This is a genomic window from Micromonospora sp. CA-246542, from assembly GCF_050942905.1.
Lineage (GTDB): Bacteria > Actinomycetota > Actinomycetes > Mycobacteriales > Micromonosporaceae > Micromonospora.
This window is the reverse complement of the sequence record NZ_CP192040.1, coordinates 2918562-2945267: the sequence shown is the minus strand read 5'-3', so window position 1 is coordinate 2945267 and position 26706 is coordinate 2918562. Positions and strand designations below refer to the sequence as shown.

General features: G+C 71.6%; 17 protein-coding genes and 2 riboswitches. Of the genes, 8 read left to right on the top strand and 9 right to left on the bottom strand.

All coding sequences use genetic code 11. The annotated features are described in order from the left end of the window. Genes ACQP0N_RS13715 through ACQP0N_RS13705 form a run of 3 tightly spaced genes read right to left on the bottom strand, consistent with a single transcriptional unit; the run spans nucleotide 1 to nucleotide 3081 of the window. On the bottom strand, nucleotides 1–828 hold the full coding sequence (locus ACQP0N_RS13715) for a carbohydrate ABC transporter permease (RefSeq protein WP_355050068.1): 828 nt from the start codon (nucleotides 826–828) through the stop codon (nucleotides 1–3). Continuing rightward, nucleotides 828–1808, bottom strand: a complete 981-nt coding sequence (locus ACQP0N_RS13710) for a carbohydrate ABC transporter permease (protein ID WP_355050069.1) — start codon at nucleotides 1806–1808, stop codon at nucleotides 828–830. The genes ACQP0N_RS13715 and ACQP0N_RS13710 overlap by 1 nt, the downstream gene beginning before the upstream one ends. Nucleotides 1809–1812: 4 nt before the next feature. Beyond that, nucleotides 1813–3081: an ABC transporter substrate-binding protein gene (locus ACQP0N_RS13705; RefSeq protein ID WP_433120502.1), complete on the bottom strand. Its 1269-nt coding sequence runs from the start codon at nucleotides 3079–3081 to the stop codon at nucleotides 1813–1815. Nucleotides 3082–3232: 151 nt separating this feature from the next. Here ACQP0N_RS13705 and ACQP0N_RS13700 point away from each other — a divergent pair, with 151 nt between their 5' ends. Then, a complete protein-coding gene (locus ACQP0N_RS13700; protein ID WP_433120500.1) occupies nucleotides 3233–4003 on the top strand; it encodes a FadR/GntR family transcriptional regulator in 771 nt (256 codons plus the stop codon). A 404-nt stretch (nucleotides 4004–4407) separates the two neighbouring features. After that, nucleotides 4408–6222 carry a family 43 glycosylhydrolase gene (locus ACQP0N_RS13695; RefSeq protein ID WP_433120499.1) on the top strand — a complete coding sequence of 605 codons (1815 nt, stop codon included), beginning with the start codon at nucleotides 4408–4410 and terminating at the stop codon, nucleotides 6220–6222. A gap of 164 nt (nucleotides 6223–6386) precedes the next feature. On the opposite strand, the gene ACQP0N_RS13690 is transcribed toward ACQP0N_RS13695, so the two are convergent. Next, entirely contained in the window at nucleotides 6387–7382 is a 996-nt protein-coding gene (locus ACQP0N_RS13690) for a ribonucleotide-diphosphate reductase subunit beta (RefSeq protein WP_433121619.1), read from the bottom strand. Nucleotides 7383–7432: 50 nt separating this feature from the next. Beyond that, nucleotides 7433–9769 (bottom strand): ribonucleoside-diphosphate reductase subunit alpha, encoded by a 2337-nt coding sequence (locus tag ACQP0N_RS13685; RefSeq protein WP_433121617.1) that lies wholly within the window; start codon nucleotides 9767–9769, stop codon nucleotides 7433–7435. Between the two features lie 194 nt (nucleotides 9770–9963). Continuing rightward, nucleotides 9964–10177: riboswitch (cobalamin riboswitch) on the bottom strand. A 142-nt stretch (nucleotides 10178–10319) separates the two neighbouring features. Next, nucleotides 10320–10459: riboswitch (cobalamin riboswitch) on the top strand. Nucleotides 10460–10494: 35 nt separating this feature from the next. On the opposite strand from ACQP0N_RS13685, the gene ACQP0N_RS13680 reads away from it, so the two are divergent. Genes ACQP0N_RS13680 through ACQP0N_RS13670 form a run of 3 tightly spaced genes read left to right on the top strand, consistent with a single transcriptional unit; the run spans nucleotide 10495 to nucleotide 12088 of the window. Continuing rightward, nucleotides 10495–10698: a CbtB domain-containing protein gene (locus ACQP0N_RS13680; protein ID WP_433120497.1), complete on the top strand. Its 204-nt coding sequence runs from the start codon at nucleotides 10495–10497 to the stop codon at nucleotides 10696–10698. Then, on the top strand, nucleotides 10689–11489 hold the full coding sequence (locus ACQP0N_RS13675; RefSeq protein ID WP_433120495.1) for a CbtA family protein: 801 nt from the start codon (nucleotides 10689–10691) through the stop codon (nucleotides 11487–11489). Before ACQP0N_RS13680 ends, ACQP0N_RS13675 begins: the two co-directional genes overlap by 10 nt. Beyond that, nucleotides 11486–12088 (top strand): histidine phosphatase family protein, encoded by a 603-nt coding sequence (locus ACQP0N_RS13670; RefSeq protein WP_433120493.1) that lies wholly within the window; start codon nucleotides 11486–11488, stop codon nucleotides 12086–12088. The genes ACQP0N_RS13675 and ACQP0N_RS13670 overlap by 4 nt, the downstream gene beginning before the upstream one ends. A gap of 307 nt (nucleotides 12089–12395) precedes the next feature. Here the strand turns inward: ACQP0N_RS13670 and ACQP0N_RS13665 are convergent, their stop codons facing one another. The 4 genes from ACQP0N_RS13665 to ACQP0N_RS13650 all read right to left on the bottom strand — a co-directional run bounded on the left by ACQP0N_RS13665 (nucleotide 12396) and on the right by ACQP0N_RS13650 (nucleotide 22555). Beyond that, entirely contained in the window at nucleotides 12396–18020 is a 5625-nt protein-coding gene (locus tag ACQP0N_RS13665) for a GH92 family glycosyl hydrolase (RefSeq protein WP_433120491.1), read from the bottom strand. Between the two features lie 218 nt (nucleotides 18021–18238). Continuing rightward, nucleotides 18239–19699, bottom strand: coding sequence for a dynamin family protein (locus ACQP0N_RS13660; protein ID WP_433120489.1), 1461 nt, complete (start codon nucleotides 19697–19699; stop codon nucleotides 18239–18241). Further along, entirely contained in the window at nucleotides 19696–21552 is a 1857-nt protein-coding gene (locus ACQP0N_RS13655) for a dynamin family protein (protein ID WP_433120487.1), read from the bottom strand. The genes ACQP0N_RS13660 and ACQP0N_RS13655 overlap by 4 nt, the downstream gene beginning before the upstream one ends. A 115-nt stretch (nucleotides 21553–21667) precedes the next feature. Then, entirely contained in the window at nucleotides 21668–22555 is an 888-nt protein-coding gene (locus tag ACQP0N_RS13650; protein ID WP_433120485.1) for an IniB N-terminal domain-containing protein, read from the bottom strand. A 296-nt stretch (nucleotides 22556–22851) separates the two neighbouring features. On the opposite strand from ACQP0N_RS13650, the gene ACQP0N_RS13645 reads away from it, so the two are divergent. From ACQP0N_RS13645 to ACQP0N_RS13635, 3 genes are read left to right on the top strand one after another with little or no spacing between them, the layout of a single operon-like run. Continuing rightward, nucleotides 22852–24123 carry an Hsp70 family protein gene (locus ACQP0N_RS13645; RefSeq protein WP_433120483.1) on the top strand — a complete coding sequence of 424 codons (1272 nt, stop codon included), beginning with the start codon at nucleotides 22852–22854 and terminating at the stop codon, nucleotides 24121–24123. A 5-nt stretch (nucleotides 24124–24128) separates the two neighbouring features. Beyond that, nucleotides 24129–26099, top strand: a complete 1971-nt coding sequence (locus ACQP0N_RS13640) for a hypothetical protein (protein ID WP_433120481.1) — start codon at nucleotides 24129–24131, stop codon at nucleotides 26097–26099. After that, nucleotides 25985–26695, top strand: coding sequence for a helix-turn-helix transcriptional regulator (locus ACQP0N_RS13635; RefSeq protein ID WP_433120479.1), 711 nt, complete (start codon nucleotides 25985–25987; stop codon nucleotides 26693–26695). The genes ACQP0N_RS13640 and ACQP0N_RS13635 overlap by 115 nt, the downstream gene beginning before the upstream one ends. The last annotated feature ends 11 nt before the right edge of the window (nucleotides 26696–26706 follow it).

Below are 26706 nucleotides of genomic sequence, written 5' to 3'. Positions count from 1 at the left end.
TCAGCCTTTCGTGGAACCAGCGGCGACGCCGTCGGCGATCTGGCGCTGAAGGAACAGGTAGACCGCCAGGACCGGGATCGCCGCGATGAGCACCCCGGAGGCGAAGGTGGGAATGTCCTCGGAGTACTGCCCCCGCAGCGAGGTCACCCCGACCATGAGGGTCCGGTGGTCGGCCGACGGCATCAGCAGCAGCGAGATGAGCACGTCGTTCCAGCAGAACAGCGTGTTGAGGATGCCCACGGACAGCAGCGCCGGAGCGCCCAGCGGCAGCATGATCCGCCGGTAGACGCCGTACACGGTGTTGCCGTCGATCCGGGCCGCGTCGACGATCTCCGCCGGGATGGTGCGGTAGTAGCTGGTCATCAGGAAGACCGTGAAGGGCAGGAACTGCGCGACGTACGCGAGGATCAGTCCCGGGTACGTGTCGACCAGACCGCTGTCGGCCATCACCCGGGCCAGCGGCACCATGATCACCTGGAAGGGGATGAAGAGCGCCGCGAGGCAGCCGATGAACAGCGCCGTCGAGCCCCGGAAGCGCAGTTGGCTCAGCGCGAATCCGGCCATCGACCCGAACAGCAGCAGCAGGAACACCGCGCAACCCACGACGAGGATCGAGTTGGCGGTGTACCGGCCCATGCCGACGCTGGTCCACGCCTTGGTGATGTTCTCGAAGTGCAGGGAGTCCGCCAGCCCGAAGCGGTCGAGGATGTACTCCCGGCGGGTCTTCATGGCGACGTTCGCCGTGAACAGGAGGGGGTAGATCGTCGCGACCGCGAGGAGCCCCATCGGGATCACGAGCAACCATCTGCCCAGTCGGACGCGGGACATCAGTCCTCCCTCCCCGCGCGTCGGAGCAGCTTGAGCTGTAGCAGCCCGACGACGAGCATGATGACGAACAGAACGGTGGACGCGGCCGACGCGAGGGCCGGTCGGTTCATCCGCCCCTGTTGGATCCAGATGTAGTACTCCGGCAGGTAGGTCGAGCCCTCCGGACCGCCACTGGTCATGACGTAGAGCAGGCCGAACATGGACGTCAGCATCCCGATCATCGTGGTCACGAAGACGAACTGGATGGTGCGGGTCAGGCTGGGGATGATCACGTGCCAGATCACCTGGGCCAGGGACGCGCCGTCCACCCGCGCGGCGTCCAGCAGGGCCGCGTCCAGGGTCGCGAAGCCCGCGAGGAAGACAACCAGGGCCATTCCGAAGGTCGCCCACACGTGCACACCGACGACCGCGAACATGGCGACGTCCGGATCACCGAGCCAGTCCACCGGCCCGATGCCCACCGTGGACAGGACAACGTTGACAGGACCGTCAAACGAGAGCAGCAGATTGAAGATCGCGCCGACGATGACCGGGGACAGCACGGCCGGGAAGAAGTAGACGCTGCGGTAGAACCGGTGCCCCGGCACGCGCAGGTAGATGAACGTGGCGAGTAGACCCGGAATGGCCACCGCCACCGGCAGGAGCAGGACCAGCAGTCCCACGTTGCGCAGCGCCTGCTGGAACAGCGGATCCTGGAGCAGGTGGACGTAGTTGTCAAAGCCGACCATCGCCCCGTCGCGGTCGCCGTCGCCGGTGAAGGAGAAGTTGACACCGAGCACGAGCGGGTACAGCCGCAGCAGCACGAGGATCAGGACGGCCGGGGCGACCAGCACGAAGGGTGCCAGTTGCTCGGCGCGTCGGCCGCCGGCGGCGCGCCGCGAGACGGCGCGGTCGCGAGGCGGCGGTGCGGAGGGCGGGACCCCGCCGGCCCGCCCGGCCGAAGCCGAGCGGACCGACGGGAGTGACTTGCCGATCGTCACGAGATCAGCCCGCCGTGTCCGAGGCGGCCATCTGCTTCACGACCTCGTCCACGCTGATCGAGCCGCTGAGCAACTGCTGCGAGAGGCGGCCCATCAGGTCGAGCGACTTCGAGGAGAGCGCCACGTGCACCGCCGGCTTGCCGGTCTTGAGCGCGGAGACGATCGTGGTGACGGCCGGCCCACTCGCCGACACGTCGATCGTCGTGTCCGCGGTGATCGCGCCGGCGTTGGCGTAGAACGCCTTCAGCGCCTCGGTGGAGCTCAGCGAGCGCACCAGGTCGGCGGCCACCTTCGGGTCCTTGGTCCACTTGGCGACCGCGTACCCGATGCCGCCGTCGTACGGCAGGCTGGAGGTCACGCCGCTGGTCACCGTCGGGGCCATCATCACGCCCAGCTTCTCCGGCGTGATGAACTCGTTGAAGTCCTTCCAGTGCCCGATGTCGGACATGAGGCCGATCATGTGGGCGGCCTTGCCGGACTGGAACACGGCGAACGCGTCGTTGAACAGGGCGGTGGAGTTCGCGCCGTCGTTGTTCAGCTTGGCGGTGCCGGTCTCCTTCCACAGCTCGAAGAGCCGCTTGACGTTCGGCGACTTCCAGTCGCGCTTGCCGGCGATCCAGTTGTCGTATTCCTGCGGGGTCAGCACGCCCGATGCCATGGCCGACAGGAAGAACTGGATGCCGTAGCCCTCCTTGTTGCCGACGGAGAAGCACTTGGCGCCGGTCTGCTTGGTGATGACACCGCAGTTGGCGACGAACTCCTGCCAGGTCGTGGCGGGCTTCGCCGGGTCGAGACCGGCCTTCTCGTAGAGCGTCTTGTTGTAGTAGATCGGGTGGCCCTGCAGCGTCACCGGGGAGGCGTACGTCTTGCCGTCCTTCGCGAACGCCTCCCAGCCGGCCAGCCGCTGCCGGTCCTCGCCGACGTACTCGTCGAGCGGCTGGAGCGAGGCCACCCGGTCGCGGATCTGGCCGCCACCGTTGAACAGGATGACGTCCGGCCCCTTGCCCGACTGGAGGGCCGCGCCCAACAGCGTGTAGTACTCCTCGAACGGCTGGGCGACGAACTCGACCTTGACGTCCTTGTGCTTCTTGGCGAAGTCGGCCTTGGCCTTCTCCACGTACTGGGCGGAGCTGGCCTCGCCGGACTTCCAGTCCCAGACGACCAGCTTCTTGTCCGAGCCTTCGGACGATGAACCCGAACCTGTCGCGCTTCCACAGCCTGTCAGGGCCAGCCCTGCAACGAGGACCGCGGACCACACTGCTCGTTGCTTCATCGTTGCTCACCTTCATATGGGGAGTGGCCGAGACGCCGGCCGTCGATGCAAGATTGACGAGAACGTAACTCGTATGACGTCTGACGTCAACGGTTGCCCGTACACTGGGGCGGACTCGTGGGCCCGCTCCCGCGGCCACGCGGAGGTGAACGTGACGACATCGAACCAGTCGGCCGTCAACGGCACGGCGACACCGACCTGGACGCGTCGCCCGACGAATCTGGCCCAGGCGATCACGGCCGAGTTGGTGACCCGCATCGTCCAGGGAGCACACCCCTCGGGCACGCCACTGCCCCCCGAGCCGGTGCTCTGCGAGACCTTCTCGGTGAGCCGCACCGTCATCCGGGAAGCGGTGAAGATTTTGCAGGAGAAGGGGCTCGTGCAGGTCCGCCAGGGCAGCGGAACGCTCGTCACCCCGCCCTCGTCATGGGACATGCTCGACGAACTCGTCCTCGCGGCGACCATCGCCGAGGACGACACCCTGGCGATCCTGGACGACCTGGTGGTCACCCGCCGGGTGCTGGAGTCCGACATGGCCAACGTGGCCGCCCGCCTCGCCGACGAGGCGGCGATCGACCGGCTACGCGCCCTGGTGGACCGCATGGACGAGCTGGTCGACGACCACGTCACCTACCAGGAGCACGACCGCGCCTTCCACGACACGGTCATGCAGGCGTCCGGCAACCGCATCGCCCGGGGCGTCGTCCGGTCCCTGGAGAGTCAGGTCGTCAACACCGCCCGCTACATGGGCCAGCCCGAGCGGGCCATGTGCGTGGCGTCGAACCAGGGGCACCGGCGCATCTACGAGCGCATCGCCGCCCACGACCCGGACGGTGCCGCGCAGGCGATGTTCACGCACATCACGGAGGCGTGGCTCGTGCGCCGCAGCGGACCGGGGAGCCCCACCCGGTTGCAGCGCTGACCGCTCCGCCGACCCCTGGTGCGACCCCACGCCGACCCGTCCGTGAGGCCGGCGAGAAATCCAGGTCCATCCATCGCTTGAGAATGTTAGCGATAACAGACTACCCTCGGGCCGCAGAGGCGAAGGGCACGCTTCACCGCTCCACTCGATCCGCCGAGGTCGATGGAGCAGTGCATGACCAACGCCCGCTGGTGGGTGACCGGGCCTCCCCTCAGGGACGTTGACCACCGCCGTCGACGACGGCGGGCCGCCGCACGCGGGAGCCAGGGTGGACACCCGATCCCCTCCTGCCGTGCTCGCGGCACCGCCGCAGCCCACCCGAGCGACCCGCGACGACACCCGCGACACGCCGCCAGCGCACGCGGCGGGCCGCCCGCCCGTCGTGACCCACCCTGGAGGTACCGATGCGCCCCACACCGCCACCACGGACCACGACCCGGCTCCGGCGCGGTCTCGCCTGGCTCACGAGCCTGCTGCTCGTCTCGACGCTGATGCCGGCCACGGCCGCCCGCGCGGACAACCCCATCGTCCAGCACATCTACACCGCCGACCCGGCGCCCCTGGTCCACAACGGACGCGTCTACCTCTACACCGGCCACGACGAGGACGGCTCGACGTACTTCACCATGAAGGACTGGCGGGTGTGGTCGTCCGCCGACATGGTCAACTGGACCGACCACGGCTCGCCACTGAGCCTCGCCACCTTCAGCTGGGCGAGCGCCAACGCGTGGGCCGGCCAGGTCGTCGCCCGCAACGGCAAGTTCTACTGGTACGTGCCGGTCACCGCCCGGGCCACCAACTCGATGGCCATCGGCGTCGCGGTCGCCGACAGCCCCACCGGGCCGTTCCGGGACGCCATCGGCCGTCCCCTGGTGGGCAACGGCGAGATCGACCCCACGGTCTTCGTCGACGACGACGGTCAGGCGTACCTGTACTGGGGCAACCCGAACCTGTGGTACGTCCGGCTGAACGCCGACATGATCTCCTACAGCGGCAGCGCCACCAAGATCCCGCTCACCACCGCCGGGTTCGGCGCCCGCAGCGGCAACGCGAGCCGGCCCACCCTCTACGAGGAGGGCCCCTGGGTCTACAAGCGCAACGGCACCTACTACAACGTGTTCGCGGCGGAGTGCTGCTCCGAGTTCATCGGATACTCGACCGCCACCGGCCCGACCGGCCCGTGGACCTATCGCGGCACGGTCATGCCCCGCCAGGGTGCGAGTTTCACCAACCACCCGGGAGTCATCGACTTCAACGGCGGCTCGTACTTCTTCTACCACAACGGAGCGCTGCCCGGCGGTGGCGGTTACACCCGTTCGGTGGCCGTGGAGAAGTTCACGTACAACACCAACGGCACCATCCCGACGATCAACATGACCACGACGGGCGCGCCGCAGATCGGCACGCTGAACCCGTACGTGCGGCAGGAGGCCGAGACCATCGCCTGGGGCTCCGGCATCGAGACCGAGCCGGCCAGCGAGGGCGGGATGAACGTCGGGTGGATCGAGAACGGGGACTACATCAAGGTCAAGGGCGTCGGCTTCGGTACGGGCGCGACGTCCTTCTCGGCCCGGGTCGCCTCGGCGACGTCCGGCGGCACCATCGAAATGCGCCTCGGTAGCCCCACCGGCACCCGGGTGGGCAGCTGCGCGGTACCCGGCACCGGTGCGTGGCAGACGTGGCAGACCGTCTCCTGCCCGGTCTCCGGCGTCACCGGCACCCAGGACCTGTACCTGCGGTTCACCGGCGGCAGCGGCACCCTGTTCAACCTCAACTGGTGGCAGTTCCAGGCCAACGGCACCACGCCCACCCCGACGCCGACCCCGACGCCGACGCCGAGCCCGACCGCGGACCCGACGCCGACGCCCATCCCGACGCCCACGACCACTCCCACGCCGACCAGCCCGGCCGGGACGTCCTGCGCGGTCACCAACACCGTGGTGAACACCTGGCAGGGCGGTTTCGAGGGGCGGCTCACGGTCACCAACTCCGGATCGTCGGCGCTGAACGGCTGGCGGGTCACCTGGACGCTCGCCAGCGGACAGACGGTGTCCCAGGTCTGGAACGGCACCCTCACCCAGTCGGGTAGCCAGGTGACCGTCGCGAACGCCGCCTACAACGGCCAGCTCGCGCCGGGAACCTCGACCACCGCCGGCTACCTCAGCTCCACCACCTCAAGCAGTCCCCCGACCACCACCCCAACCTGCGCCCCCGCCTAGCGCCCCTACCCCCCCCGGGTTCCCGCCCCCCAAAAACACCCCCACCCCATCCCCACACCCCGTCCGCCGCCGACGTCGATCATGGAGTTAATGCCCCCGACACGCCGATAGGGGAGCAACAACTTCATGATCGACGGGGCGGGGCCGGGGGTGGGGTGGGGGTCCTAGAAGTCGTCGTCGAAGGCGACCGTGCCGGTCACCCCGACCTGGTACGCCGACACCCGCCGCTCGAAGAAGTTGGACAGCTCCTGCACGTCCTGCAACTCCATGAAGGCGAACGGGTTGGCCGACCCGTAGTGCGGCGCGATCCCGAGCTGGGCGAGCCGGCGGTCGGCGACGTGCTGCAGGTACTGCCGCATGTCCGCCAGGGTGAGACCGGGCACCCCCTGGCCCACCAGGTCCTCGGCGAACTGGACCTCGCACTCGACCGCCTCGGTGAGCATCCGGCGGACCTGGTCGGCCAGGTCGTCGTCGAACAGATCGGGCTCCTCGGCGCGTACGGTGTCGACGACGTCGAACGCGAACGCCATGTGCATGGACTCGTCGCGGAACACCCAGTTGGTCCCCGACGCCAGCCCGTGCAGCAGGCCACGCGAGCGCAGGAAGTAGACGTACGCGAACGCGCCGTAGAAGAACAACCCCTCGATGCAGGCGGCGAAACAGATCAGGTTGAGCAGGAACGCCCGCCGGTCCTCGCGGGTACGCAGCTCCCGCAGGTCGCCCAGGGAGTCGATCCAGCGGAAGCAGAACTCGGCCTTGCGACGGATCGACGGGATGTTCTCGATGGCGGCGAAGGCTTCGAACCGCTCGGTCTCGTCGGGCACGTACGTGTCGAGCAGGTTCAGGTAGAACTGGACGTGCACGGCCTCCTCGAACAGCTGCCGCGACAGGTAGAGCCGACCTTCCGGGCTGTTGACGTGCTGGTACAGATTGAGCACGAGGTTGTTGGCGACGATCGTGTCGCCGGTGGCGAAGAACGCGACGAGGCGGCTGACCAGGTGCCGCTCGGCCGGGGACAGCCGGTCCAGGTCGGCGAGGTCGGCGTGCAGGTCGACCTCCTCGACCGTCCACGTGTTGCGGATGGCGTCCCGGAACCGGTCGAAGAAGTGCGGGTAGCGCATCGGACGGAGAGTCAGGTCCATCCCGGGGTCGAGCAGCATGTACGTGGTCCTCGCGTCGGTGGTGCGGTCCGTGGTGGTGTCGGCGACGGTCACTGGCACGCCTCGCACGACTCGGGGTTCTCCAGCGAGCAGGCCAGCGCCTCGGCGTCGACCGAGACAGGGACGACGGGTACGACGGGCGGCACCGCGCTGACGGTGGCCTGCTGGATCCGGGTGGCCGGCCGGGACCGCAGGTAGTAGGTGGTCTTCAGCCCGGTCTTCCAGGCGTACAGGTACATCGAGGAGAGCTTGCCGATGGTGGGCGAGGCCAGGAACAGGTTCAGCGACTGGGACTGGTCGATGAACGGCGCCCGGGCGGCGGCCAGGTCGATCAGCGCACGCTGCGGCAGCTCCCACGCGGTGCGGAACAGCTCCCGCACGTCGGCCGGCAGCTCCATGACGGACTGCACCGACCCCTCGGCGCGCTTGATCGCCGACCGGATCTGCTCGGTCCACAGGCCGCGGGCCTTCAACTCGCGTACGAGAGCGGTGTTGACCTGGAGGAACTCCCCCGAGAGCGTCTCGCGCTTGAACAGGTTGGACACCTGCGGTTCGACGCACTCGTAGCAGCCGGCGATCGAGGCGATCGTCGCGGTCGGGGCGACCGCCACCAGCAGCGAGTTGCGCAGCCCGTACTCCTCGACCTCCTGGCGTAGCGCGGCCCAGCGCGCGGTCTGCGTACCCTCGACACCCCACAGGTCCGGTTGCAGGCGGCCCCGCGCGGCCCGGGTCTGCGCGAACGCCGGGTGTGCGCCGAACTGGCGGGCCAGGTCGGCGGAGGTCTCCAGCGCGGTCAGGTACAGCTCCTCGCTGATCCGGGTGGACAGCTCCCGCGCGGCCGGTGCGTCGAACGGCAGCCGCAGCGCGAAGAACACGTCCTGCAACCCCATCAGCCCGAGCCCGACCGGCCGCCAACGGGGGTTGCTCGCCGCCGCCTGCGGGGTCGGGTAGTAGTTGATGTCGATGACCCGGTCGAGGAACGTCACCGCCGTCCGAACCGTGGCGCGCAGCCGTTCCCAGTCGATGCCGTCATCGGTCAGGTGGGCGGCGACGTTCACCGAGCCGAGGTTGCACACGGCGGTCTCGTCGTCGCTGGACACCTCGATGATCTCGGTGCAGAGGTTGGAGAGGTGCACCACGTTGCCCGGCTCGGCCGTCTGGTTGCACAGCCGGTTGGCCGCGTCCTTGAAGGTCATCCAGCCGTTGCCGGTCTGGGCCAGGGTCCGCATCATCTTCCCGTACAGCTCGCGGGCCGGCAGCTGCCGCACGTAGCGGCCCTGCGCCTCGGCGGCCCGGTACGCGGCGTCGAACCGCTCGCCCCACAGGTCCGGCAGTTCGGGCACCTCGTCGGGATCGAACAGCGACCACATCTCGTCGGCCTCGACCCGGCGCATGAACTCGTCCGGGACCCAGTTGGCCAGGTTGAGATTGTGCGTACGCCGGGCGTCCTCGCCCGTGTTGTCCCGGAGCTGGAGGAAATCCTCGATGTCCGGGTGCCACGGCTCCAGGTAGACGCAGGCCGCGCCCTTTCGCCGCCCGCCCTGGTTGACCGCCGCGACGCTCGCGTCCAGTGTGCGCAGCCACGGCACGATGCCGTTTGACTGCCCGTTCGTGCCCCGGATCAGCGCGCCCCGGGACCGGACCCGGGAGTACGCGATGCCGATGCCACCGGCGAACTTGGACAGGTTGGCGACCTGGGCGTAGCGCGCGTAGATCGAGTCCAGTTCGTCGCGCGGCGAGTCCACGAGATAGCACGAGGACATCTGGGTGTGTCGGGTGCCGGAGTTGAACAGGGTCGGCGAGCTGGGCAGATAGGCGAGGCTGGACATCAGCCGGTAGAAGTCGACCGCCTCGTCCGGCGTACGGGACAGGCCGCAGGCCACCCGTAGCAGCCAGTACTGCGGGGTCTCCAGCACCAGCCGGGTGGTGGGGTGACGCAGCAGGTACCGGTCGTAGACGGTGCGCAGCCCGAAGTACTCGAAGCGACGGTCGCCGTCGGGGTCGACGGCGTCGTCGAACGTCTCCGCGTGCGCGGCGACGAACGCGGCGGTCTCGTCACCGATCAGACCCTCGGCGTGGCCGGCCCGGATCGCCGCGCTGAACGAGGTGATGCCCTGCCGCCGCACCTCCTTGTCGACGTAGCCGGCCAACAGCCGCGCGGCCAGGCGCGAGTACTGCGGCTCCGCACCGATCATCTCGACCGCCGTCTGGATCGACAGCCGGTCCAGCTCGGCGGTCGTCGCGCCGTCGTAGAGGCCGCTGATCGTACGGGTGGCCACCCGCATCGGGTCGACCTCGGTCAGGTCGTCGGCCCACCGCTCGACCGCCCGGACGATCTTGTTCACGTCCACGGCCTCGGTGCCGCCGTCGCGCTTGCGCACCTGCATCGGGGTCCGCCGCGCGGCCTCGCCGCTGACCGGGACCACCTCGGTGACTGTCACCACTCACTCCTCGGGAGTTCGAGACCTCAAGGGCCCTCGGACGCGGGGGGACGGACGCCGTCGACGCCACGCCAGCGTGGGCGTGGGTCAGGTGGCGTCAGCCGTTCCGCGCGGCCTCGGACCGCCGCGCACCCGAGGTTCGGGTACGCGGCGCGCTGGCAGGTCTTCGGACTCGCGGGCGCGACCGGGCCGGCCCGGTCACCTACTGGCCGTCGCTTCCCAGGCCGTTGGCCCAGTGCTGATGACGGCGGTCGTTCCCACTCACCGCTGCGGGACAGTCCCGGACTTCCACCGGGTTCCCTCTTGCCTCGACCACTCACCAGGAGTGGCCGAACCAGCTGCGGTCGACACCATATATAGGGGCGAGCACGTTTGTCACACCCCACATGTCGGGTCCGGCGTGTCGCGGTCGACGATGACGACCCTCGTCGATCGGCTCGGAGCCGGCCGACGGGCGGTGACGCCCCGACCGTCGCCATCGGCTTGACCGAGGCGAACCGGCACCGATACGGTCGACCCACTATCTGCGGCGACGCGAGGGAAGCCGGTGAGAATCCGGCGCGGTCGCGCCACTGTGAGCGGCCCCCAGCCCGGGGGGCGCGAGCCAGGACGCTCGGTCGTCCGCAGCCTTGCGATGGGGACGCGTCATCCCCGAGGAGGTTCGTTCACGCATGTCCAGCTCCACGTCCAGCCAGCCGCTGGCACACCCCGCTGTCCCGACCCGTCTCGTGTGGACGGTCCTGGCCACCGTCGCCCTGCTCGCACTGCTGACCTACCTCGTCGCCTTCGACCAGGGCGCGGTCTCGCGCAGCGGGATGTACCTGCACGAGCTGATGCACGACGGCCGGCACCTGCTCGGTGTCCCGTGCCACTGACCGGCACCGGCACCGCACCCACGTTCGTCACGGTCCTGCTGCGCGGGCTGCTCGCCGGCCTGGTGGCCGGCCTGCTCGCCGGGACGTTCGCCTACGTCGTCGGCGAACCACACGTCGAGGCGGCCATCGCCATCGAGGAGGCGGCCACCCACGCCGAGCCCGCCGCCGACGGGCACCAGCACGCCGAGGCCGTCGCCGACGGGCACCAGCACGGCGAGGAGGCCCTGGTCGGCCGCAACGGCCAACGCGGCGGCCTGTTCCTGGCCACCGGCCTGTTCGGCGCCGCCATGGGCGGCCTGCTGGCCAGCGCGTACGTCCTGCTGGCCCGGCGTCGGCGGACCGCCGACGACGGGCGGTCCGGGTTGTTGCTGGCCGGCGGTGCGCTGCTCGGCGCGGTGATCGTGCCGTTCGTCAAGTACCCACCGAATCCACCGGCCGTCGGCGACCCGTCCACCATCAACCAGCGCACGTTCACCTACCTGCTGATGGTGGTACTCGGCCTGGTCGCGGTCTGGTCCGGTTCGCTCGGCTACCGATCGGTGGGTGAGCACGCGCCGGTGTGGCTGCGGGCCAGCGCGGCGGTCGGCGGTTTCCTGCTGGTCACCGTCGTGTCCTATGTGGTGCTGCCGTCGTTCCAGGAGGTCCCCGGCGACTTCCCCGCGACGCTGCTGTGGAGCTTCCGGCTCGCCTCGCTCGGCACCCAGATGGTGCTGTGGACCGGCATCGGCCTGCTCTTCGCCGCCCTGATGCACCGCCAGCGCGCGGTCGCCGGCGCACGACTGGCCGGGTGAGCGCCACCAGCCTGCGGCTGGTCGCCCACGGTCACACCGCCGCCCTGCGGCAGGCCCGGTTCGGCGGGAACGACAGCCTGGACGAGGGCGGCCGGCGTGCCGCCCTCGCCCTGTCCCCCGCTGGTACGGGCCGGCGTGACGGCGACGCGGTCGTATGCCTGTCCAGCCCCGCGGCGGCGGCCGTCGAGACCGCCGAGATCTTCGGACTCGCGCCCACCGTCGAGGCGGCCCTGGCCGACTGTGACTACGGCGAGTGGTCGGGCCGGCCCCTCGCGGAGATCGCGGCGGAGCGGCCGGACGCGCTAGGCGAGTGGCTGTCCACGCTGGACGCCACGCCGCACGGTGGTGAGTCGATCGTCGCGGTACGCCAGCGCGTCGGCCGGTGGCTGGACGCGCAGCGTGGCCTCGGCCGACGGCTCACGGCCGTCACCCACCCACTCGTGATCCGGGTCGCGCTCGTGCATGCCCTGGATCTGCCGCTGGCGACGTACCGACAGCTCGACGTCGCGCCGCTGGCGATCGTCCGACTCACCGCCCACGGCCCACGGTGGCAGTTGCGCCTGGACGCGGCGTCGGCACCGGCACCGCCGAACGGCTGACGAGTTCTACCACGGCTCCTGTAGAGCTGCCCCAGATCCGGGGCAGCGCGGTCGGCGGGCGCAGCGCGGTCGGCGGGCCACAGACCGGCGAGTGACATACCGCAGAGGCGATATACCGCAGAGGTATAAATATGACTCTGCGGTATGTCCCTCATCCGCGACCTGGCCCCGCCGCTCGCCGGGAGCGGCACGGCCATGCGGGACGGGCGGCCGCGCGACCCGCGTCTCGGAGTCGAGATCGGGCGGGCCTGGAACGGGCGTCGGGCGGGCCGTGGAGCACGGCCCGCCCGACTGTTGTGCTTCCGGTCTACTTCGTGACGGTGACCGTCAACGGTCGGGACACCGTCGTCTTCGAGCGGGTTCCGGACAGCGTCACACTGGTGACTCCGGGCTCCGTCGAATCCGGGACGCCGACGGTCCCGCCGGCGACGACGCCGTCACCGTTCGCGTGTACCGTGCCGACCCGACGGCCGTCGCCGAGGCTGACCGTGATCTCCTCGTTCGGCGCGAAGCCGGAGCCGTCGACCGTGATCGACGTTCCGCGGCGCGCGGACGGCGTGGGCAACGACAGGCGCGGCTGGTAGGCCGGGTCCGTCGAGCCCACGGTCACCTGCACGGTTGCCGTCGCCGGTGTACCGGAGGACGCGCCGGTGGCGCGGACGGCGTACCGCCCCGGTGGCGTGTCCCCGGAGGTCGCGACGGTCGCGCGGACCGTGCCCGTCGCGGACGCCGAGACCGTCACCTCGCGGGTCGTGCCAGCCGCGAGGCCCACCGTCACCCGCTCGCCGGCGGCGAACCCGCTGCCGACGACCGTGACCGCGTCGCCAGCGGCGACCGACTGCGTGCCGGACACCGCGAGGGTGGTGGCCGCCCCGGCCCGCCGGACGGTCACGGTGAAGGTCGCGGTGCTGCTGGACACCGTGTCCCACGCGGTGACGCGCACCGTGTAGGTGCCCTCACGGGCGTAGGTGTGCCGGCCGCTCAGCGCGCCGTCCGCACCGACCGTGGCGTCGTCCGGAACCGTGCCGTCGCCCCACTGGACGCGGGCGTGGTAGCCGCTCGTGTCGGGGAGACCGCCGGTCACCGATCCGAGGTTCGCCGTGAGGACCTGCCCGGCGTCGACGCTCTGGTCGCCCGGGGCGGCGGTCACCAGCGGGGCGGCCGGCGTGCCGTCGTCGGCGACGGCGAACACGTGGATCCGGCCCGCCGAGCGCGGGTCGCCGGTCTGCGTCGGCAGGGTCACCGAGACCAGCGTCCTACCCGCCGGAATCTGGTACGGCGTGGTGGCGAACAGGAACGGCTGGGCGCCGTCGCGGCTCGTGCCACTGAGCCGGTACGCGGACTTCGCGACGACGATGTTGCCGTACGACGGCGTCCCGTTGGCGTTGCCGCCCAGCGTCCAGTCACTGAACTGGATCGGAATGCTGGCGGTGCTGCCGTCGCTGAACGTCGCCGTGCCGGTCGTTGCCTGGTTGCCCTGCGTACCGGCGCCGATGAACGAGATGCTCCGGGCGTCGGCCGGCAGGCGCAGGGCGATCGTCGCGCCGTTGCCGGTGGCGTTGTCCGGCTGCCCGGCCGGCACCTGCGGCAGGGTGAAGCCCAGCGCGGTGCCCGACACCTGGTGCCGCTGCCCCTGGGTCACGCCGGCCTCCGCGAGTGCCGCCCGCGAGTACGCCCACGACTTCGCGTCGCAGTCCGCCGCGAGGGTGCCCTCGTCGCCGACACACACGGTGTCGAATGCCGCGGTGAGGCCGGAGTTCGCCGCGTACGCGACGTCGACGCCGACCGTCACCGAGCCCTGACCGACGCCGTCGGTCACCGTGACGCTCGCCTGGTGGTAGCCCGGCGTGGCGTAGGTGTGCTCGCCGCTGACGCGGTAGACCTCCCGGGAACTCAGCGTCAGGGTGCCCTCGGTGGCCGGTGAGCCGTCACCCCAGTCGATCGTGGCCCGGTAGTCGTCGGCGACGCCGCCGGTGACCGTGGCGAGGGCCATCGTGGCGGGCGCGCCGGAGCGGGCGTGCACGCCATCGGTGGCGGTCACCGTGATGTCACCGCCGCTCAGGTCGAGGTCCCCCCCGGCGAGCAGCTCGATCTCGGCGAGGGTCGGCTGTGCCGCGCCGACGGTCTTCGTCACGACGAGGCGGAACTGGGAGTACCGCCCGGGCTTGTCGATCCGGAACGGCCGGGTCTGGTTGCGCCAGCGGAACACCTCGCCCGCCCGCGCGTCCAGCGTGCTCCAGGTCAGGCCGTCGGTGGAGCCCTGCAACCGCCAGTCCGCCGGGTCGCCCGCGGTCGCGCCGGAGGTGATGGTGTAGTAGGTCGGCTTCTGCCGGCCGCCCCGGGTCGCCCAGCCGATCTGCGGCGTGCCCGACGACGTCGTCAGCTGGGTGGTGGACGAGTCGTCGAACAGCGTCGACGCGTCCGGACCGCCGCTGACGGTGGCGGTGCCGAGGCCCGGCCCGGTGACGTCCTGCAACGGCTGCGGTACGGCGTCGCCCTTGGTCAGCGACGGGGGCGTGGCGTCGCGACCGGTGCCCCACGACGACGGGTTCGGCCCCATCTGGAAGTCGATCGTTCCGCCCCTGGCGAGCGCGGACACCTCGACCGAGACGTCGCGCTGCTTCTTGCCGTTGACCTTCACGCTCTGCACGTACACGTTGCGGTTGCTGTTGTTCGCGGCGTTGACCACGATGTCGCCGGTCGGGCGGTGCACGGTCATCCGGGTGAACTGCGGCGAGCCGATCGCCCAGTGGGTCGACCCGGCCTGCAACGGGTAGATGCCCAGCGAGCTGAGGACGTACCAGGCCGACATCTCGCCGTTGTCCTCGTCGCCCAGGTAGCCCTGACCGATCTCGCTGCCCACGTAGAGACGCCGCAGGATCTCACGCACGGCCGCCTGGGTCTTCGCCGGAGCGCCGGCGACGTCATACAGGTACGGGATGTGGTGCGACGGCTGGTTGCTCATGCCGAGCTGCCCCATCCGCACCGCGCGGGCCTCGATCATCTCGTGGATGACGCCGCCGTAGCCGCCGGGGCGGTCGGCGTTCTCCGGCGTGGCGAAGAAGGTGTCGAGCTTGTCGCGTAGCGCCTTCTGCCCGCCGTACAGGTTGATCAGGCCCTGAGGGTCCTGCTGTGCGGTGAACGCGAAGTTCCAGCCGTTGGTCTCGGTGTAGACGCCACCCCAGTCCAGCGGGTCACCGGCGAGGAACGTGCCGGCCGCGTCGCGGCCCTGGAAGAGCTTCGTCTTGGCGTCGAAGAGATGGACGTAGTTGCGGGCCCGCTCCAGGAAGTACCGGGACTCCTCCGTGAGCTGGTCGCGCCGCGACTTCGGCGTGGCCGGGTCCTTCGCCAACGCGGCGGCCATGTTGCCGATGCCGTAGTCGTTGATGTAGCCCTCCAGCGCCCACGACACCGACTCGCCGGTGCTGGTCGGCGTGTAACCGAGGAACAGCGACGTCTCGATGCCCTTGCGGCCGACCGCGCCACGTCCGGACGCGACGGTCGCGTCCTTGACGGCCGCGTCGTACGCCGCGAGCGGGTCGGGCAGCTTGACCCCGGTGAGGTACGCCTGCGCCAGCGCCACGTTCGCGCTGGTGCCGGTCATCAGGTCGGCGTAGCCGGGCGACGACCAGCGGGCGATCCAGCCGCCGTCGCGGTAGTGCTGGACGAACCCGTCCGAGATCTTCGCGGCGACGTCCGGGTAGAGCAGCGAGTACGCGGGCCACACCGTGCGGTAGGTGTCCCAGAACCCGTTGTTGACGTAGATCTGCCCGTCGACGATCTTCGCGCCGGTCCGGGTGGCGGTCGACGTGCCGGTCGGCGCGGACACCGGGCTCGCGTACTGCCAGCGGGGGGCGGCGGCGGTGCCGGTGTTCTCCGACTGCGAGTTCGGGTAGAGGTTCAGCCGGTACAGGTTCGAGTACATGGTGACGAGTTGCGTCTCGGTCGCGCCCCGCAGCTCGACCCGGCCGAGGCGGTCCTTCCAGGCGGCGGTGGCGGCGTCGCGGATCGCGTCGAAGCTCCGGCCGGTCACCTCCAGGTCGAGGTTGCGACGGGCCTGCTCGACGGAGAGGAACGAGGTCGCGATCCGCATCGTCACCTGACGGTTCGCGGAGACGTCGAAGGTCGCGGACGTCGCCGTGACGGCTGCCGGCGCGCGGTCGAACTCACCGGACACGAACATCCGGCTACGTCCGGCCGAGAGGCCGCTTCCGTTGTCGACCCAGCCGGTGAACGTGCTGTCGGCGCCGAGGGTGAAGGTGCCCTTGGCGAAGACGAGACTTCCGGTCGACGGTCCCGGCCCGAAGGTGAACCGCATGATGCCGGCGTGGTCGGTCGGCGACATCTCGGCGACCAGGCCGTTCTGCAGCGCGACCCGGTAGAGGTCCGGCCGAGCCGTCTCGTCGTCGTGGCGGAAGGCCAGCGCCCGGCTGGCGGGTGGCCCGGTGAGGGGGCCGTCGCCGGCCACCGGCATCACCGACATCTGGTTTCGGTCGCCCATCCAGGGGCTGGGCTCGTGGGAGATCGCGAGGCCCTGCAACGTGGGCAGGTTGGCGGCGTTGTTGGCGCGGTGGTAGTCGTACTCCCAGGAGTCCGAGGTCGCGTCGGTCACCGGGGTGAAGAAGTTGAACCCGTTCGGTACGGCGGTGATCGGCAGGTTGTTGCCCCGCGAGAACCCGCCCGTGGAGTTGGTGCCTCGTCGGGTGTCGACGTAGTTCGTCAGCCGGGAGCCGTCGATCGTCGCCGGGTTCGGAGTCACCTCGACGTCGTCGAGCCACCCCTGGAAGAGGGTCTCCTCGGTGGCCTGCAGGTCGTCGTACGCCAGCAGGACGCGGTCGATCGTCTTGCCGCGCGCGACGGCGCCGATGTCGGCGCTGACCGCGTTCCACTGGTCGGCGAAGAGCACCTTCGAGGCGCCCTGGCCGGCCGGGGTCAGCGGGTTGCCGTGCTGGTCGACGGCCGAGCGTCCACTGAGGTAGCTGCCGTCGGTGAAGTGCAGGTCGACCGAGGCGTAGGTGGACGGGTAGCGGGCGTCCTGGCCGGTGAACTCGGGGAAGATCCGGTACGACAGGCGGGTGTTCGGCCCGACCGGGATGTCGACGTCGAACAGCTTGTTCGTCGCGTACGAGCGGCCGCCGGTCTGGGCGCCACCGTAGTAGCGCAGCGCGGCCAGCCCGGTGAAGCCGACGCCCGGCTTCGTCGTGTAACCGCCGGCCGGGCCGGGGCCGATCTCGGTGACCATGGGCGTGGCCGGTGGTCGGACGTCCGAGCCGTCGCTGATGTCCCAGCTGGCGAGCTGGGTGAGAGTGTCGCCGGAGTTCGCGGAGACCACCAGCCGGTACCAGCCGTAGGCCGTCGTGTTGGTGACGCCGTACCTGTTGGTGGCGAACCGCTTGGCGAAACTCTGCTTCGTCTGGCGGTCCAGGTCGACCCAGGCGCTGCCGTCGGTGGATCCCTGGAGGGTGAAGTCGCGGGGGTCGCGGCCCGGCTCGTCGTCCGCCGAGGTCAGCGCGTACCGCTTGACGACCGCTGGCTTGGCCAGTTGGTACGTCACCCACGCGGTCGATTCGAACGCCAGCCACTTGGTCGACGGGTTCCCGTCGGCGAGGTTCGCCGCGATCTCGTTCGGCGGGTTCTGGGCGCTCGCGGTGGTGGCCTCGACCTGGCCGAGCAGGCTGCCGGGCAGGTTCGCGTCGCTGGACCCGCTGAGGTTGCCCTGCACCGGCCGACCCGAGCGGTCGATCTCGACGGTGCTCGTGGCGGGCTGCGGGTCGGCCGTTTCGAACGAGGAACGGAAGGCGCCCGGTGGCGGGGCGCTCGGCGCGGCGCTGGCCAGCGGCGCGGCGACGACCATCCCCAGGGGCAGCAGGGCGGCGGTTGTCGCCACGGCTATCCGCAGGGAGACGGCGCGCGTACGGGGGAGATACGGCATGGGGGCGGGACCTTTCGACTCGATCCGGTCGAGTACGTCGAGCGTCTGGGTGGCAGTGGAGGGTGGACCGGCTCTGACATCGTTGTCATCGGGCGTGCCTGACAAGCGAGGGCAGATCCGGTGGATGTTGGGCAGATGCTTCCGGGCAACCACGGCCCTGTCAATGGGTTGATCGCCGCGAAACGCGCCCGTAGCGTCCCGGGTGGACTCGCGGCCGCTCAGCGACCGCCCGCCGCCAGCTCGGCCAGCATCCCCTCGCAGCTACGCACGACCACCTCGGCGCCGCGCCGCTGGGTCAGTGGGAGCAGCGGATCCTCCGCCCGGTCCCGCCACCGCCACTGGGCGTCCGCGGCGGTCTCCCAGAGCCGTTGGGTGGTCGCCTCGTGCTCGACACCGAGCCGGGCGGCCAGGGAGACGCCCTCGCCGCCGACCAGCCGCTGCGCCTCGGCGGCCAACTCGGCGTCGAAACCGAGACGGGCGTTGCGCAACGCCACCAGCAGGCGCAACTCACGGAACTCGTGCGCGCCCGCCAGGATCTGCTCGATCGCGCCGACCAACTCGTCGCTGCCCCGGACCGGCTCGGCCCGCACCAGGGACTCCACGGCGGCCAGCGCCGAGCGCGCCTTGAGCGCGTCGCGCCGATCGACGAAACAGCGGGTCATCGACTCACGCAGCTCGGTGAGCCCACTGCGCCGGATCAGCTCGGCCGACATCGCCACCCGGGTGTCGAACCCACCTCGTACCAGCGTCGTGGCCAGCCGGATACCGAAGAGGCCGAACCGGTCCAGCAGGCCCGCGCGCATCTCGGGGTCGAGGCGTACCGGCAGGTCGCCACGGACGAAGCGGTCGGCGGAGAGCAGGTGGGGCTCCAACCCGGCGCGGGGCACCCCGGCCAGCGTCGCCAGCGCGGCGAAGTCGGACTCGCCGAGCAGCCGACCCGCGAGGCCGACCGCTCCACTGCACGCCACCACGGTGACGGCCAACGCGCCCACCCGGGGATCACGATGGTGCCGACGGGCCAACTGTCGGGCCGTGAGCAGCCCGTCGATCCGGCCACCGCCGACCTCGTCCGCCCGGGACAACACCATGATCACGTTAACCGGGGCGGCCTGCCCGACCGCACTGTCCCGAGCGGACTCCAGCACCCGCAGATCGCTGTCGCGGCCATCCCGGGTCAGGAACAACACCGCGTCCGCGTCGGCCAGCACCCGGTCCAGCACCGGCGCGTGCCCCTGCTCATCGACCGTGCCGAGCGCCGGGGTATCGACGAGCGTCACCTGCCGCAGCGCCCGCGTCGGCCACCGCACCACGATGTCGCGTACCTCCCCGGCACGCCAGCCGAGATCCACCCGCATGCCGGTCGCCGACTTGACCACCGTCAGCTCCTGCGGAGGTTGCCCCACCGGGTAGGCGGTGGCGCCCGGCGACGCGCCGTCCTCGTACCAGGTGAACGCGCCGTCGGCGCCCTCGACCGGCGCGACCTCCTCCCCCATCAGCGCGTTGAGCACCGTCGACTTGCCCGCCCGCCACGGCCCGACGACCGCGATCCGCAGCGGCTGCTCCAACCGCGCGATCTGGTGCCGCAACCGCCCGACCGCCCGCGCGTCGTGCTGGTAGACCTCCAGCGCCTGGTGCAGCAGCCCCCAGGCCGCCTCGTCCAACCGCACCCCGACAGTCATGCCCCGGGCTCCAACAGCACCGGGGTCGACCGGGTGGCGGTCAGGTGCTGGGACTGCTCGTAGAGCGCGGCGAGGCGGGTCATCCTCGACCGGATCTCCCGCTGCCGCTGCTCGCGCAGGGCGACATCGGTGTCGGCCTCCTGCTTCGCGCTGCGGAACGACTGCACGATGGCCTCCTGCAACTCCTCGGTCAGACCCGTGAAGTGGTCGCGCAGCATCCGTTGCACCTGCCGGGCGGCGTCCCGGCAGTCCCGGACCATCCGGACGAAGAACTCGTCGACATGCCGCTGGATGGCCGTCTTCACGGTCGCCTGCCGGCGGCGCAACATCTGCTTGCTCTCGTCGCGGATGCTCTTGCCGCCGAAGAGGGCGCCGATGCCGACCGAGACCGGGTTGATCATCGGCATCCCGGCCAGGGTGGTCGCGAGGCCGAACATCAGCATGCCGCCGTACGAGCCCTTCATGCCGGTGAACAGCTTCTGACCCGTCGTGAACCGGTCGATCCTCGGCCGCTCCAGGTCCGGCAGCCGGTCGCCGAGATCCTCCGGCATGGTCATCGACCAGGGCGGCAGCACGTCGTAGCCGTACCGGTTGAAATGGGCGGCCACCCGGCGGGCGATCCAGTCACAGCGCTGGACCAGCCACTCGTGGTTGGCCTCCGCGGCCTCGACCAGGCTGCGCGACAGCCACTCGTCGAAGGTGTCCCAGGCGGTGAGCGGATCGGCCTCATCGAACGCCTCGTCGACCGCCCGCAGGATCTGGCGCGTCCGGTCCCGCAGGTCGTACTCGATGTCGGAGAGCAGGTCGGCCATCTCGTCGTTGAGGGTGTTCTGCCAGCGGGTCGAGCAGCGCCGCAGCTCGTCGACCTCCCGCTGGGCCGCGTGCAGCCGCGAGATCGGCCCAGACTGCTCCTCGGCCTCCTGCGTCGCCAACTCGGCGCGCAGCGGCGCGGCCAGTTGCTCCACCACCGTACGGGCCACCGCCTGCACCGACGCCCGCGCCAGGTGGTCGGCCTTGCCGGCCAGGTCCCGTTGCAGACGGGCGATCAGCGCCGGAAAGCCGGACTCGGCGTTGAGGCCACGGTCGTCGGCCGCCGCCGCACGCAGCCGCAGCGTCGCCGACACCGGGATCAGCGGCGCCGGGACGCCGGCATCGGCGAGGTGTTGCCGGTTGCGTTCGGCGACCGTCCGCCAGTCCGCCACCAGGTCGGTCTTGCTCTGCACCACGACCACGTTCGGTTGCGAGCGCATGACATGCAGCAGCATGTTCAGCTCGGCCACCGAGAGTTCCCTCGTGGAGTCGGAGACCAGCAGCACGGCGTCCGCGCGGGTCGAGGCGGCCACCTCCGCGGCCGCGCCGAGCGCGGCGACCTCGTCGGTACCCGGAGTGTCCACCAGCACCAGTCCGGCAGCGAGCAGCGCCCGGGGCAGCCCGATCTCGACGTACGCCGGACCGCCCCCCGGCCGACGCCCGACCGTGCCGGACACGCCGGCCGCGACCTGGTCGAGCGCCAGCGGGGTCCGCTCGGCGAGCGTCGCCGCCGGCGCTCCCGCGGGCCGTCCGGCCGGCGGCGCCGGCGCCTGGACCATCGTGGCGCAGGCGGCTTCGGCGTGCTGCACCACCGTCGGCAGGACGGTGGTGCGACCGTCACCGACCGGGCAGGCCGGCGCGTTGATGATCGCGTTGATGAGCTGACTCTTGCCCTGGTTCGGCTCGCCGACGACCAGGACCCGCAACGTCGGGTCGAGCAGTTGGGCACGCTTCTGCCGGACCGTCAGCAACAGATCGCCGCGACCGTGTGTCGTGCACGTCCGGGCGATCTCGTCCAGTACGTCCAGCCAGATCCCCGCCATCACCGCACCAAGTGTGCGGATTTCGGCTCAATTAGCAAGAGGTGCCGGGAAGGAAACCGGGAAGGGCCGGGTCGCTCGACGCGACCCGGCCCCCCGCTTCCGACGGAAAATCCCGTCAGAGCAGACCGCCGGTGATGCCCAGCAACCCGTGGTCCGACGAGGCGGGCCCCCCGTCGTGCGAGTCGCCGGTCACACCGTCGGTGAGCCCACCCGTGACGTCACCGACCGTGCCGGTGACCCCGGGAAGGAGACTGTCCACGTGGTGCGTGACACCGCCCACCACGGACGGAACGTCCACCGGCGGCACCACGCCGCCGACCGCGCCGTCGCCGAGGCCCAGGCCACCCAGGGTGTCGTGGACCCCGAGGGAGCCGACGATGCCGTCGACCTGACCGTGCACGCCGGAGAGGACACCACCGGTCACGTCACCGCCGAGCACCGGGTCGGTCACGCCGAGCACGCTGGTCGGGTCCCCGACCGTACCCGTCGCGCCGCCCAGCACCGGGTCGACGATCCCGTCGACCGGCTGCACCACGTCCGCGTCGAGCGTGTGCGCCACGTCGGCCACCCCGGTCAGGTCGGTGTCGAGGCCGCTCGGCCCGACACCCAGGCCGACACCCGGCAGCACGCTCACCCCGGCGGCGACGGTCGACGGGTCGACCGCGATGGCGCCGAGCACACCGGCCTTGACGTCCACACCGGACGGCGAGCTGGTGACGCTGATCTGCTGCGCCACGCTCTGCAACTGACCGACCACGTCGGTGGCATCGGTCACCAGCGGGTCGAACCCGAGCTGCCCGACCACCGGGGTCAGCGGCGCGAGGCCCGCGCCCGGCGCGTAGTCGACCACCAGCGGCACCACGTCCTGCACGTCGGCGGCGGTGATGTCGCTGAGCCCCGCGGCGTGCAGCGCGCCCTCCGGGTCGAGGTCGAACGCCGACCGCGCGTCGGGGTTGGTCAGCAGGTCGAGCACGAAGTCGTGGAGGGTCTGTTGCGAGTCCATGTGCCGGTTCTCCTCGGATTGGCATCGGCGGCCGTCGTTCGTCGAGAGGAACACTATGGCCGGGGGCGGCCCCGGACATCGGGGCTGAGCCCGCAACCGATCACGCCGCGTTAGGGCATTCGCCGGCTCCCCCGTTAGGGGGACTGGGGGAAACCGTCCCGGTCAGATTAGGGTGCCGACCACGCAGTGATCTCTGGTACGAACGTAGGGGCCCGCGGGTTTCGCCGGGGGTGGGTCGCCGGACAGCGCCGACGCCATCGCCATCAGCCGGCCACTCGCGGAAAGAGAAGAGACGGATGCCGTACGTCCTGGGGATAGACATCGGAAGCACCAACACCGCCGCCGCCGTCGCTCGGCGCGACGGCCGTACCTGGACGCGTCCGGAGGCTGTCCCGCTGAACGCCGGATCGCCGCTCGTACCGTCGGTGCTGCACCTGGCCGAGGACGGCGCGCTGCACATCGGCGGGCCCGCCACCGACGACGGCAGTCGTACCAGCAGGGATTTCGTCCGTCGCATCGGCGACGACGTGCCCCTGCTGCTCGGCGGCGAGGCGTGCGCGCCGCAGACCCTCACGGCGGAGTTGGCGGCCTGGGTCGTGGAGCAGGTGCACGCCGCGGAAGGCGGCCCGGCCGAGGCGGTCGTGCTCAGCCACCCCGCCAGCTGGCGGCCGTACCGGCGGGAGCTGCTGCGCCGGGCGCTCGTCGACCTCGGGTTGCGCACGGTGACACTGCTCCCCCGCACGGTCACGGTCGCGGAGAGTCACGCGGCGCGTGGCTTCGCGGGCACCACGGCGGCCGTCTACGCGTTGGGCGGCGCCAGTTTCGAGGCGGCCCTAGTCCGGCGCACCCCGCGCGGCACCTACCAGAGCTTCGGCACGCCACAGGGTCTCGACCCGATCGGCGGGGCCGACTTCGACGAGCTGCTGGCCAGCCACGTCCGTACCGTGCTGTCCCGGGAGCTGGCCGCCATCGGGCGGCGGGACCACCAGGCGGCCCTGCGTGGCCTGCCGGCCGAGTGTGACCGGGTCAAGCGGGCGCTGACCGTTGAGCCGGCCGCCGACGTGGTGTTGAGCCTGCCGAGCGGTCCGGCGCGGATACCGGTGACCCGCGCGCAGTTCGAGGCGATGATCCGCCCCACCGTGCAGGCCACCGTGGACCTCCTGCTGCGCACCGTGCACGGCGCCGGCCTGACGCCGACGCAGCTCGACGGGGTCCTGTTGGCCGGCGGCTCGACCCGCATCCCGCTGGTCACCGAGCTGATCAGCACGGCGCTCGGTGTGCCGGTCGAGGTCGAACCGGACGCGCAGCTCACCGCCGCCACCGGAGCGGCGAGCGCCGCCTGCCAGGTGGTGTCACCCCGACCGCGCCCCGGACCCCCGGCCCCGGTCCGCGATCCGGCGCCGGTCCCGGGTGGCGGCCGGGCGAGCATCCCGGCCCTACGGCGGCCCCGGAACCACGCCACCGATCCGGGCGAACCGCCACCCCGACCGCCGGTCCGGATCCTGCCCCTCGACCTGCCGAAGGCGTCCCGCCTGGCACTGACGCTCAGCCGGGGACGCGAAGGATGACCACCATGATCATGAAAGACCTCGTCGAATCCCGACTGGTGCTGGGCCGGGCGTCCAGGGCCCTGCTGGACCGGGTCGCCGACGATCCGGTCGCGCCGCTCACCGTCGGCCTGGCCGGACCCGCCGGGCACGGCAAGACCGCCCTGCTCGCCGAGCTGACGCGCCTCCAGCAACGGGCCGGCGTCACCGTCCACACGGGCGTTCCCGGGCCCGGCGAGCCCGTCGACCCGGATGACCTGATCCTGGTCGACGACGCGCACCTGCTCGACGACGAGCGGATCGGCGTGCTGCTGCGCCTGGTCGCCACCCGCCGGCACCGGTTGGTCGTCGCCCACCGCCCCTGGCCCCGGTCGGCAGCCCTGACCGAGCTGGTCGACACGCTGCGCCGCGACGGGCAGGCCGTGCTGCTCGGGCCGTTCACCCGGGAGCAGACCGGGGCCTGCGTCGCCGCCGTTCCCGAGTTGACCCAGCGCGCCGAACTCGTCGACTTCGTGCACACGCAGACCGGTGGCGTCCCCCGCGACGTCGAGCGGCTCACCCGCGGTCTACGCGCGGCACCGAGCCTGGCCACCGTCCCGACCGAGCCGCCCCGGACCGTCGTCCTCGAGTTCGCGCCGGAGCTGGAGATCCAGCCCGCCCCCGTACGACGACTGTTGCTCGCGGTCGCGGCCGGCGTACCGCTGCCGGTGGCCATGCTCGGCCCGCTCCTCGATCAGGAGCCGGAGGCGGTCGACGAGCTGATCGCCACGACCCGGGCGGCCGGCCTGATCGGCGCGGACGGCCGGCTCACCCCGCTGGTCCGCCGGGCCGTCACCACGCTCAGTCCGGCCACCGAGCGCAGCGCCCTCTGGCGACGCCTCACCGAGTTGCAGCTCGCCCGGGGCGGCCCGGTGCTACCGCTGGTCCGCTCGCTGCTCGCGGTGGGCGTCCTCGGCGACTGTCCGGCCCCGACACTCGCCGCGGCGGCGCAGGAGGCGCTTGCCGATGAGCCGGCCTTCGCCGCCGAGCTGTTCGCCGCCGCCACCGCGGCCGGGCACCCGACCGGCGCCCGGCAGGCTCTCGCGGCCGCGCTCGCCGGTGACCTCGACGACGCGCTGCGCCTGGCGGACCGGCTGCTGACCACCGCCGACCCGGCGGTCCGCGCCGAGGCGGCCGCGGTGGCCGCGACCGCGCTGGCGCACCGGGGCCATGCCAGCCGCAGCGTCGAGCTGTACCGCTGGTCGGGCACCGCCTCGTCGGTGGCGTTCGCCGCCGTGGGCGGGTTCGCCATCGGCGACCTGACCGCCGCCGGGCCGCGCGTGGACGAGCCCGCCGGCGCACCGCCCACCCTGCACGCCAGCGCCGCCCGGCTGATGGCCGACGGAGTACGCGAGGGCGTCACCGGCACGCCGAGCGCGGCGCTCTCCGCGCTCGTGCAGTCCGCCGCCCTGCTGGAACCGGACGGTCGGGCGGCCCTCCTGCCGGACAGTCCGGCCGCGCTCGCCGCGCTGACCGCCGTGCACTGTGGCGAGCTGGACATCGCCGAGCGGGTCCTGCACCGCGCGCAGGCCGGCGGTGTCGGCGGCCCGCTGATGGCCCGCCGGCACCGGCTGTTGCAGGCCTGGATCCTCATGGTCCGAGGTCAGACGCTCGCGGCCGCCGAGCGGCTCGCCACGGTCACCGCCGACGAACGCCCGTTGGAATCCCGCGACCTGCTCTTCGCCGCCGCGCTGCGGATGGGCATCGCCCGGCGCACCAGCGACCTCGGCGCGCTCAAGCGGGGTGGGGCCAGGCGCTGGAGGCGGTGGTCCGCCACGGGGTCGACCTGTTCACGCTGCTGCCGCTGGGCGAACTGGCCATCGCGGGCGCGCGGCTCGGTGACGTGGCCCGGTTGGCGCCGTACCTGCGGGAGGGCGCCGCGCTGCTCGACCGACTCGGCTCACCGACCCTGTGGAGCGTCCCGCTGCACTGGAGCGGCCTGCACGCCGCCATCCTGACCGGCGAGCCGACGGCCGCCGACGACCACGTCGCCGCCCTGCTCGCCGCCGCCGAGCACAGCCGCTACGCCGGTGTGGTCGCCGCGGCCGCCGAGAGCTGGGTCGAGGTGCTACGGGGTGTGGTCGACCCGGTGCGGGTCGAGGCCGCCGCCCGGGGCCTGCACGACACCGGGCTGTGCTGGGACGGCGCCCGCCTCGCCGGGCAGGCCGCGATCCGCACCGCGGACCGGCGGGCGATGACCACTCTGCTCGAGTGCGCCCGGGTGCTCCAGGGTCGGTCGGGCGGCGCGACCGGTGGGCAGCGCCCGAGCGACGGCGCGACCGCCACGCCCGTCGCCGCCGCCGGCCCCACCCAGCAGGGGCTGAGCGACCGCGAGTACGAGGTGGCCGAGCTGGTGCTGGCCGGGCTGACCTACCGGGAGATCGGTGATCGGCTCTTCATCTCGGCCAAGACCGTGGAGCACCACGTGGCGCGCATGCGCAACCGGCTGCACTGCGCCAACCGGGCGGAACTGCTGGCGTTGCTGCGGACCATGGTCGCCGACCGGGCCAGCGACGCCGCCGGGCAGCCATGGCCGCAGCGGTCGGCCCGATGAGCCGGCGCACC

Excerpts from the sequence above, each read along its gene's own strand:
- ACQP0N_RS13695 (WP_433120499.1), top strand. The coding sequence starts at position 4,408 with ATGCGCCCCACACCGCCACCACGGACCACGACCCGGCTCCGGCGCGGT.
- ACQP0N_RS13685 (WP_433121617.1), bottom strand. The coding sequence starts at position 9,769 with ATGCAGGTGCGCAAGCGCGACGGCGGCACCGAGGCCGTGGACGTGAAC.
- ACQP0N_RS13715 (WP_355050068.1), bottom strand. The coding sequence starts at position 828 with ATGTCCCGCGTCCGACTGGGCAGATGGTTGCTCGTGATCCCGATGGGG.
- ACQP0N_RS13690 (WP_433121619.1), bottom strand. The coding sequence starts at position 7,382 with ATGCTGCTCGACCCCGGGATGGACCTGACTCTCCGTCCGATGCGCTAC.
- ACQP0N_RS13665 (WP_433120491.1), bottom strand. The coding sequence starts at position 18,020 with ATGCCGTATCTCCCCCGTACGCGCGCCGTCTCCCTGCGGATAGCCGTG.
- ACQP0N_RS13640 (WP_433120481.1), top strand. The coding sequence starts at position 24,129 with ATGATCATGAAAGACCTCGTCGAATCCCGACTGGTGCTGGGCCGGGCG.
- ACQP0N_RS13705 (WP_433120502.1), bottom strand. The coding sequence starts at position 3,081 with ATGAAGCAACGAGCAGTGTGGTCCGCGGTCCTCGTTGCAGGGCTGGCC.
- ACQP0N_RS13655 (WP_433120487.1), bottom strand. The coding sequence starts at position 21,552 with ATGGCGGGGATCTGGCTGGACGTACTGGACGAGATCGCCCGGACGTGC.
- ACQP0N_RS13660 (WP_433120489.1), bottom strand. The coding sequence starts at position 19,699 with ATGACTGTCGGGGTGCGGTTGGACGAGGCGGCCTGGGGGCTGCTGCAC.
- ACQP0N_RS13680 (WP_433120497.1), top strand. The coding sequence starts at position 10,495 with ATGTCCAGCTCCACGTCCAGCCAGCCGCTGGCACACCCCGCTGTCCCG.
- ACQP0N_RS13650 (WP_433120485.1), bottom strand. The coding sequence starts at position 22,555 with ATGGACTCGCAACAGACCCTCCACGACTTCGTGCTCGACCTGCTGACC.
- ACQP0N_RS13645 (WP_433120483.1), top strand. The coding sequence starts at position 22,852 with ATGCCGTACGTCCTGGGGATAGACATCGGAAGCACCAACACCGCCGCC.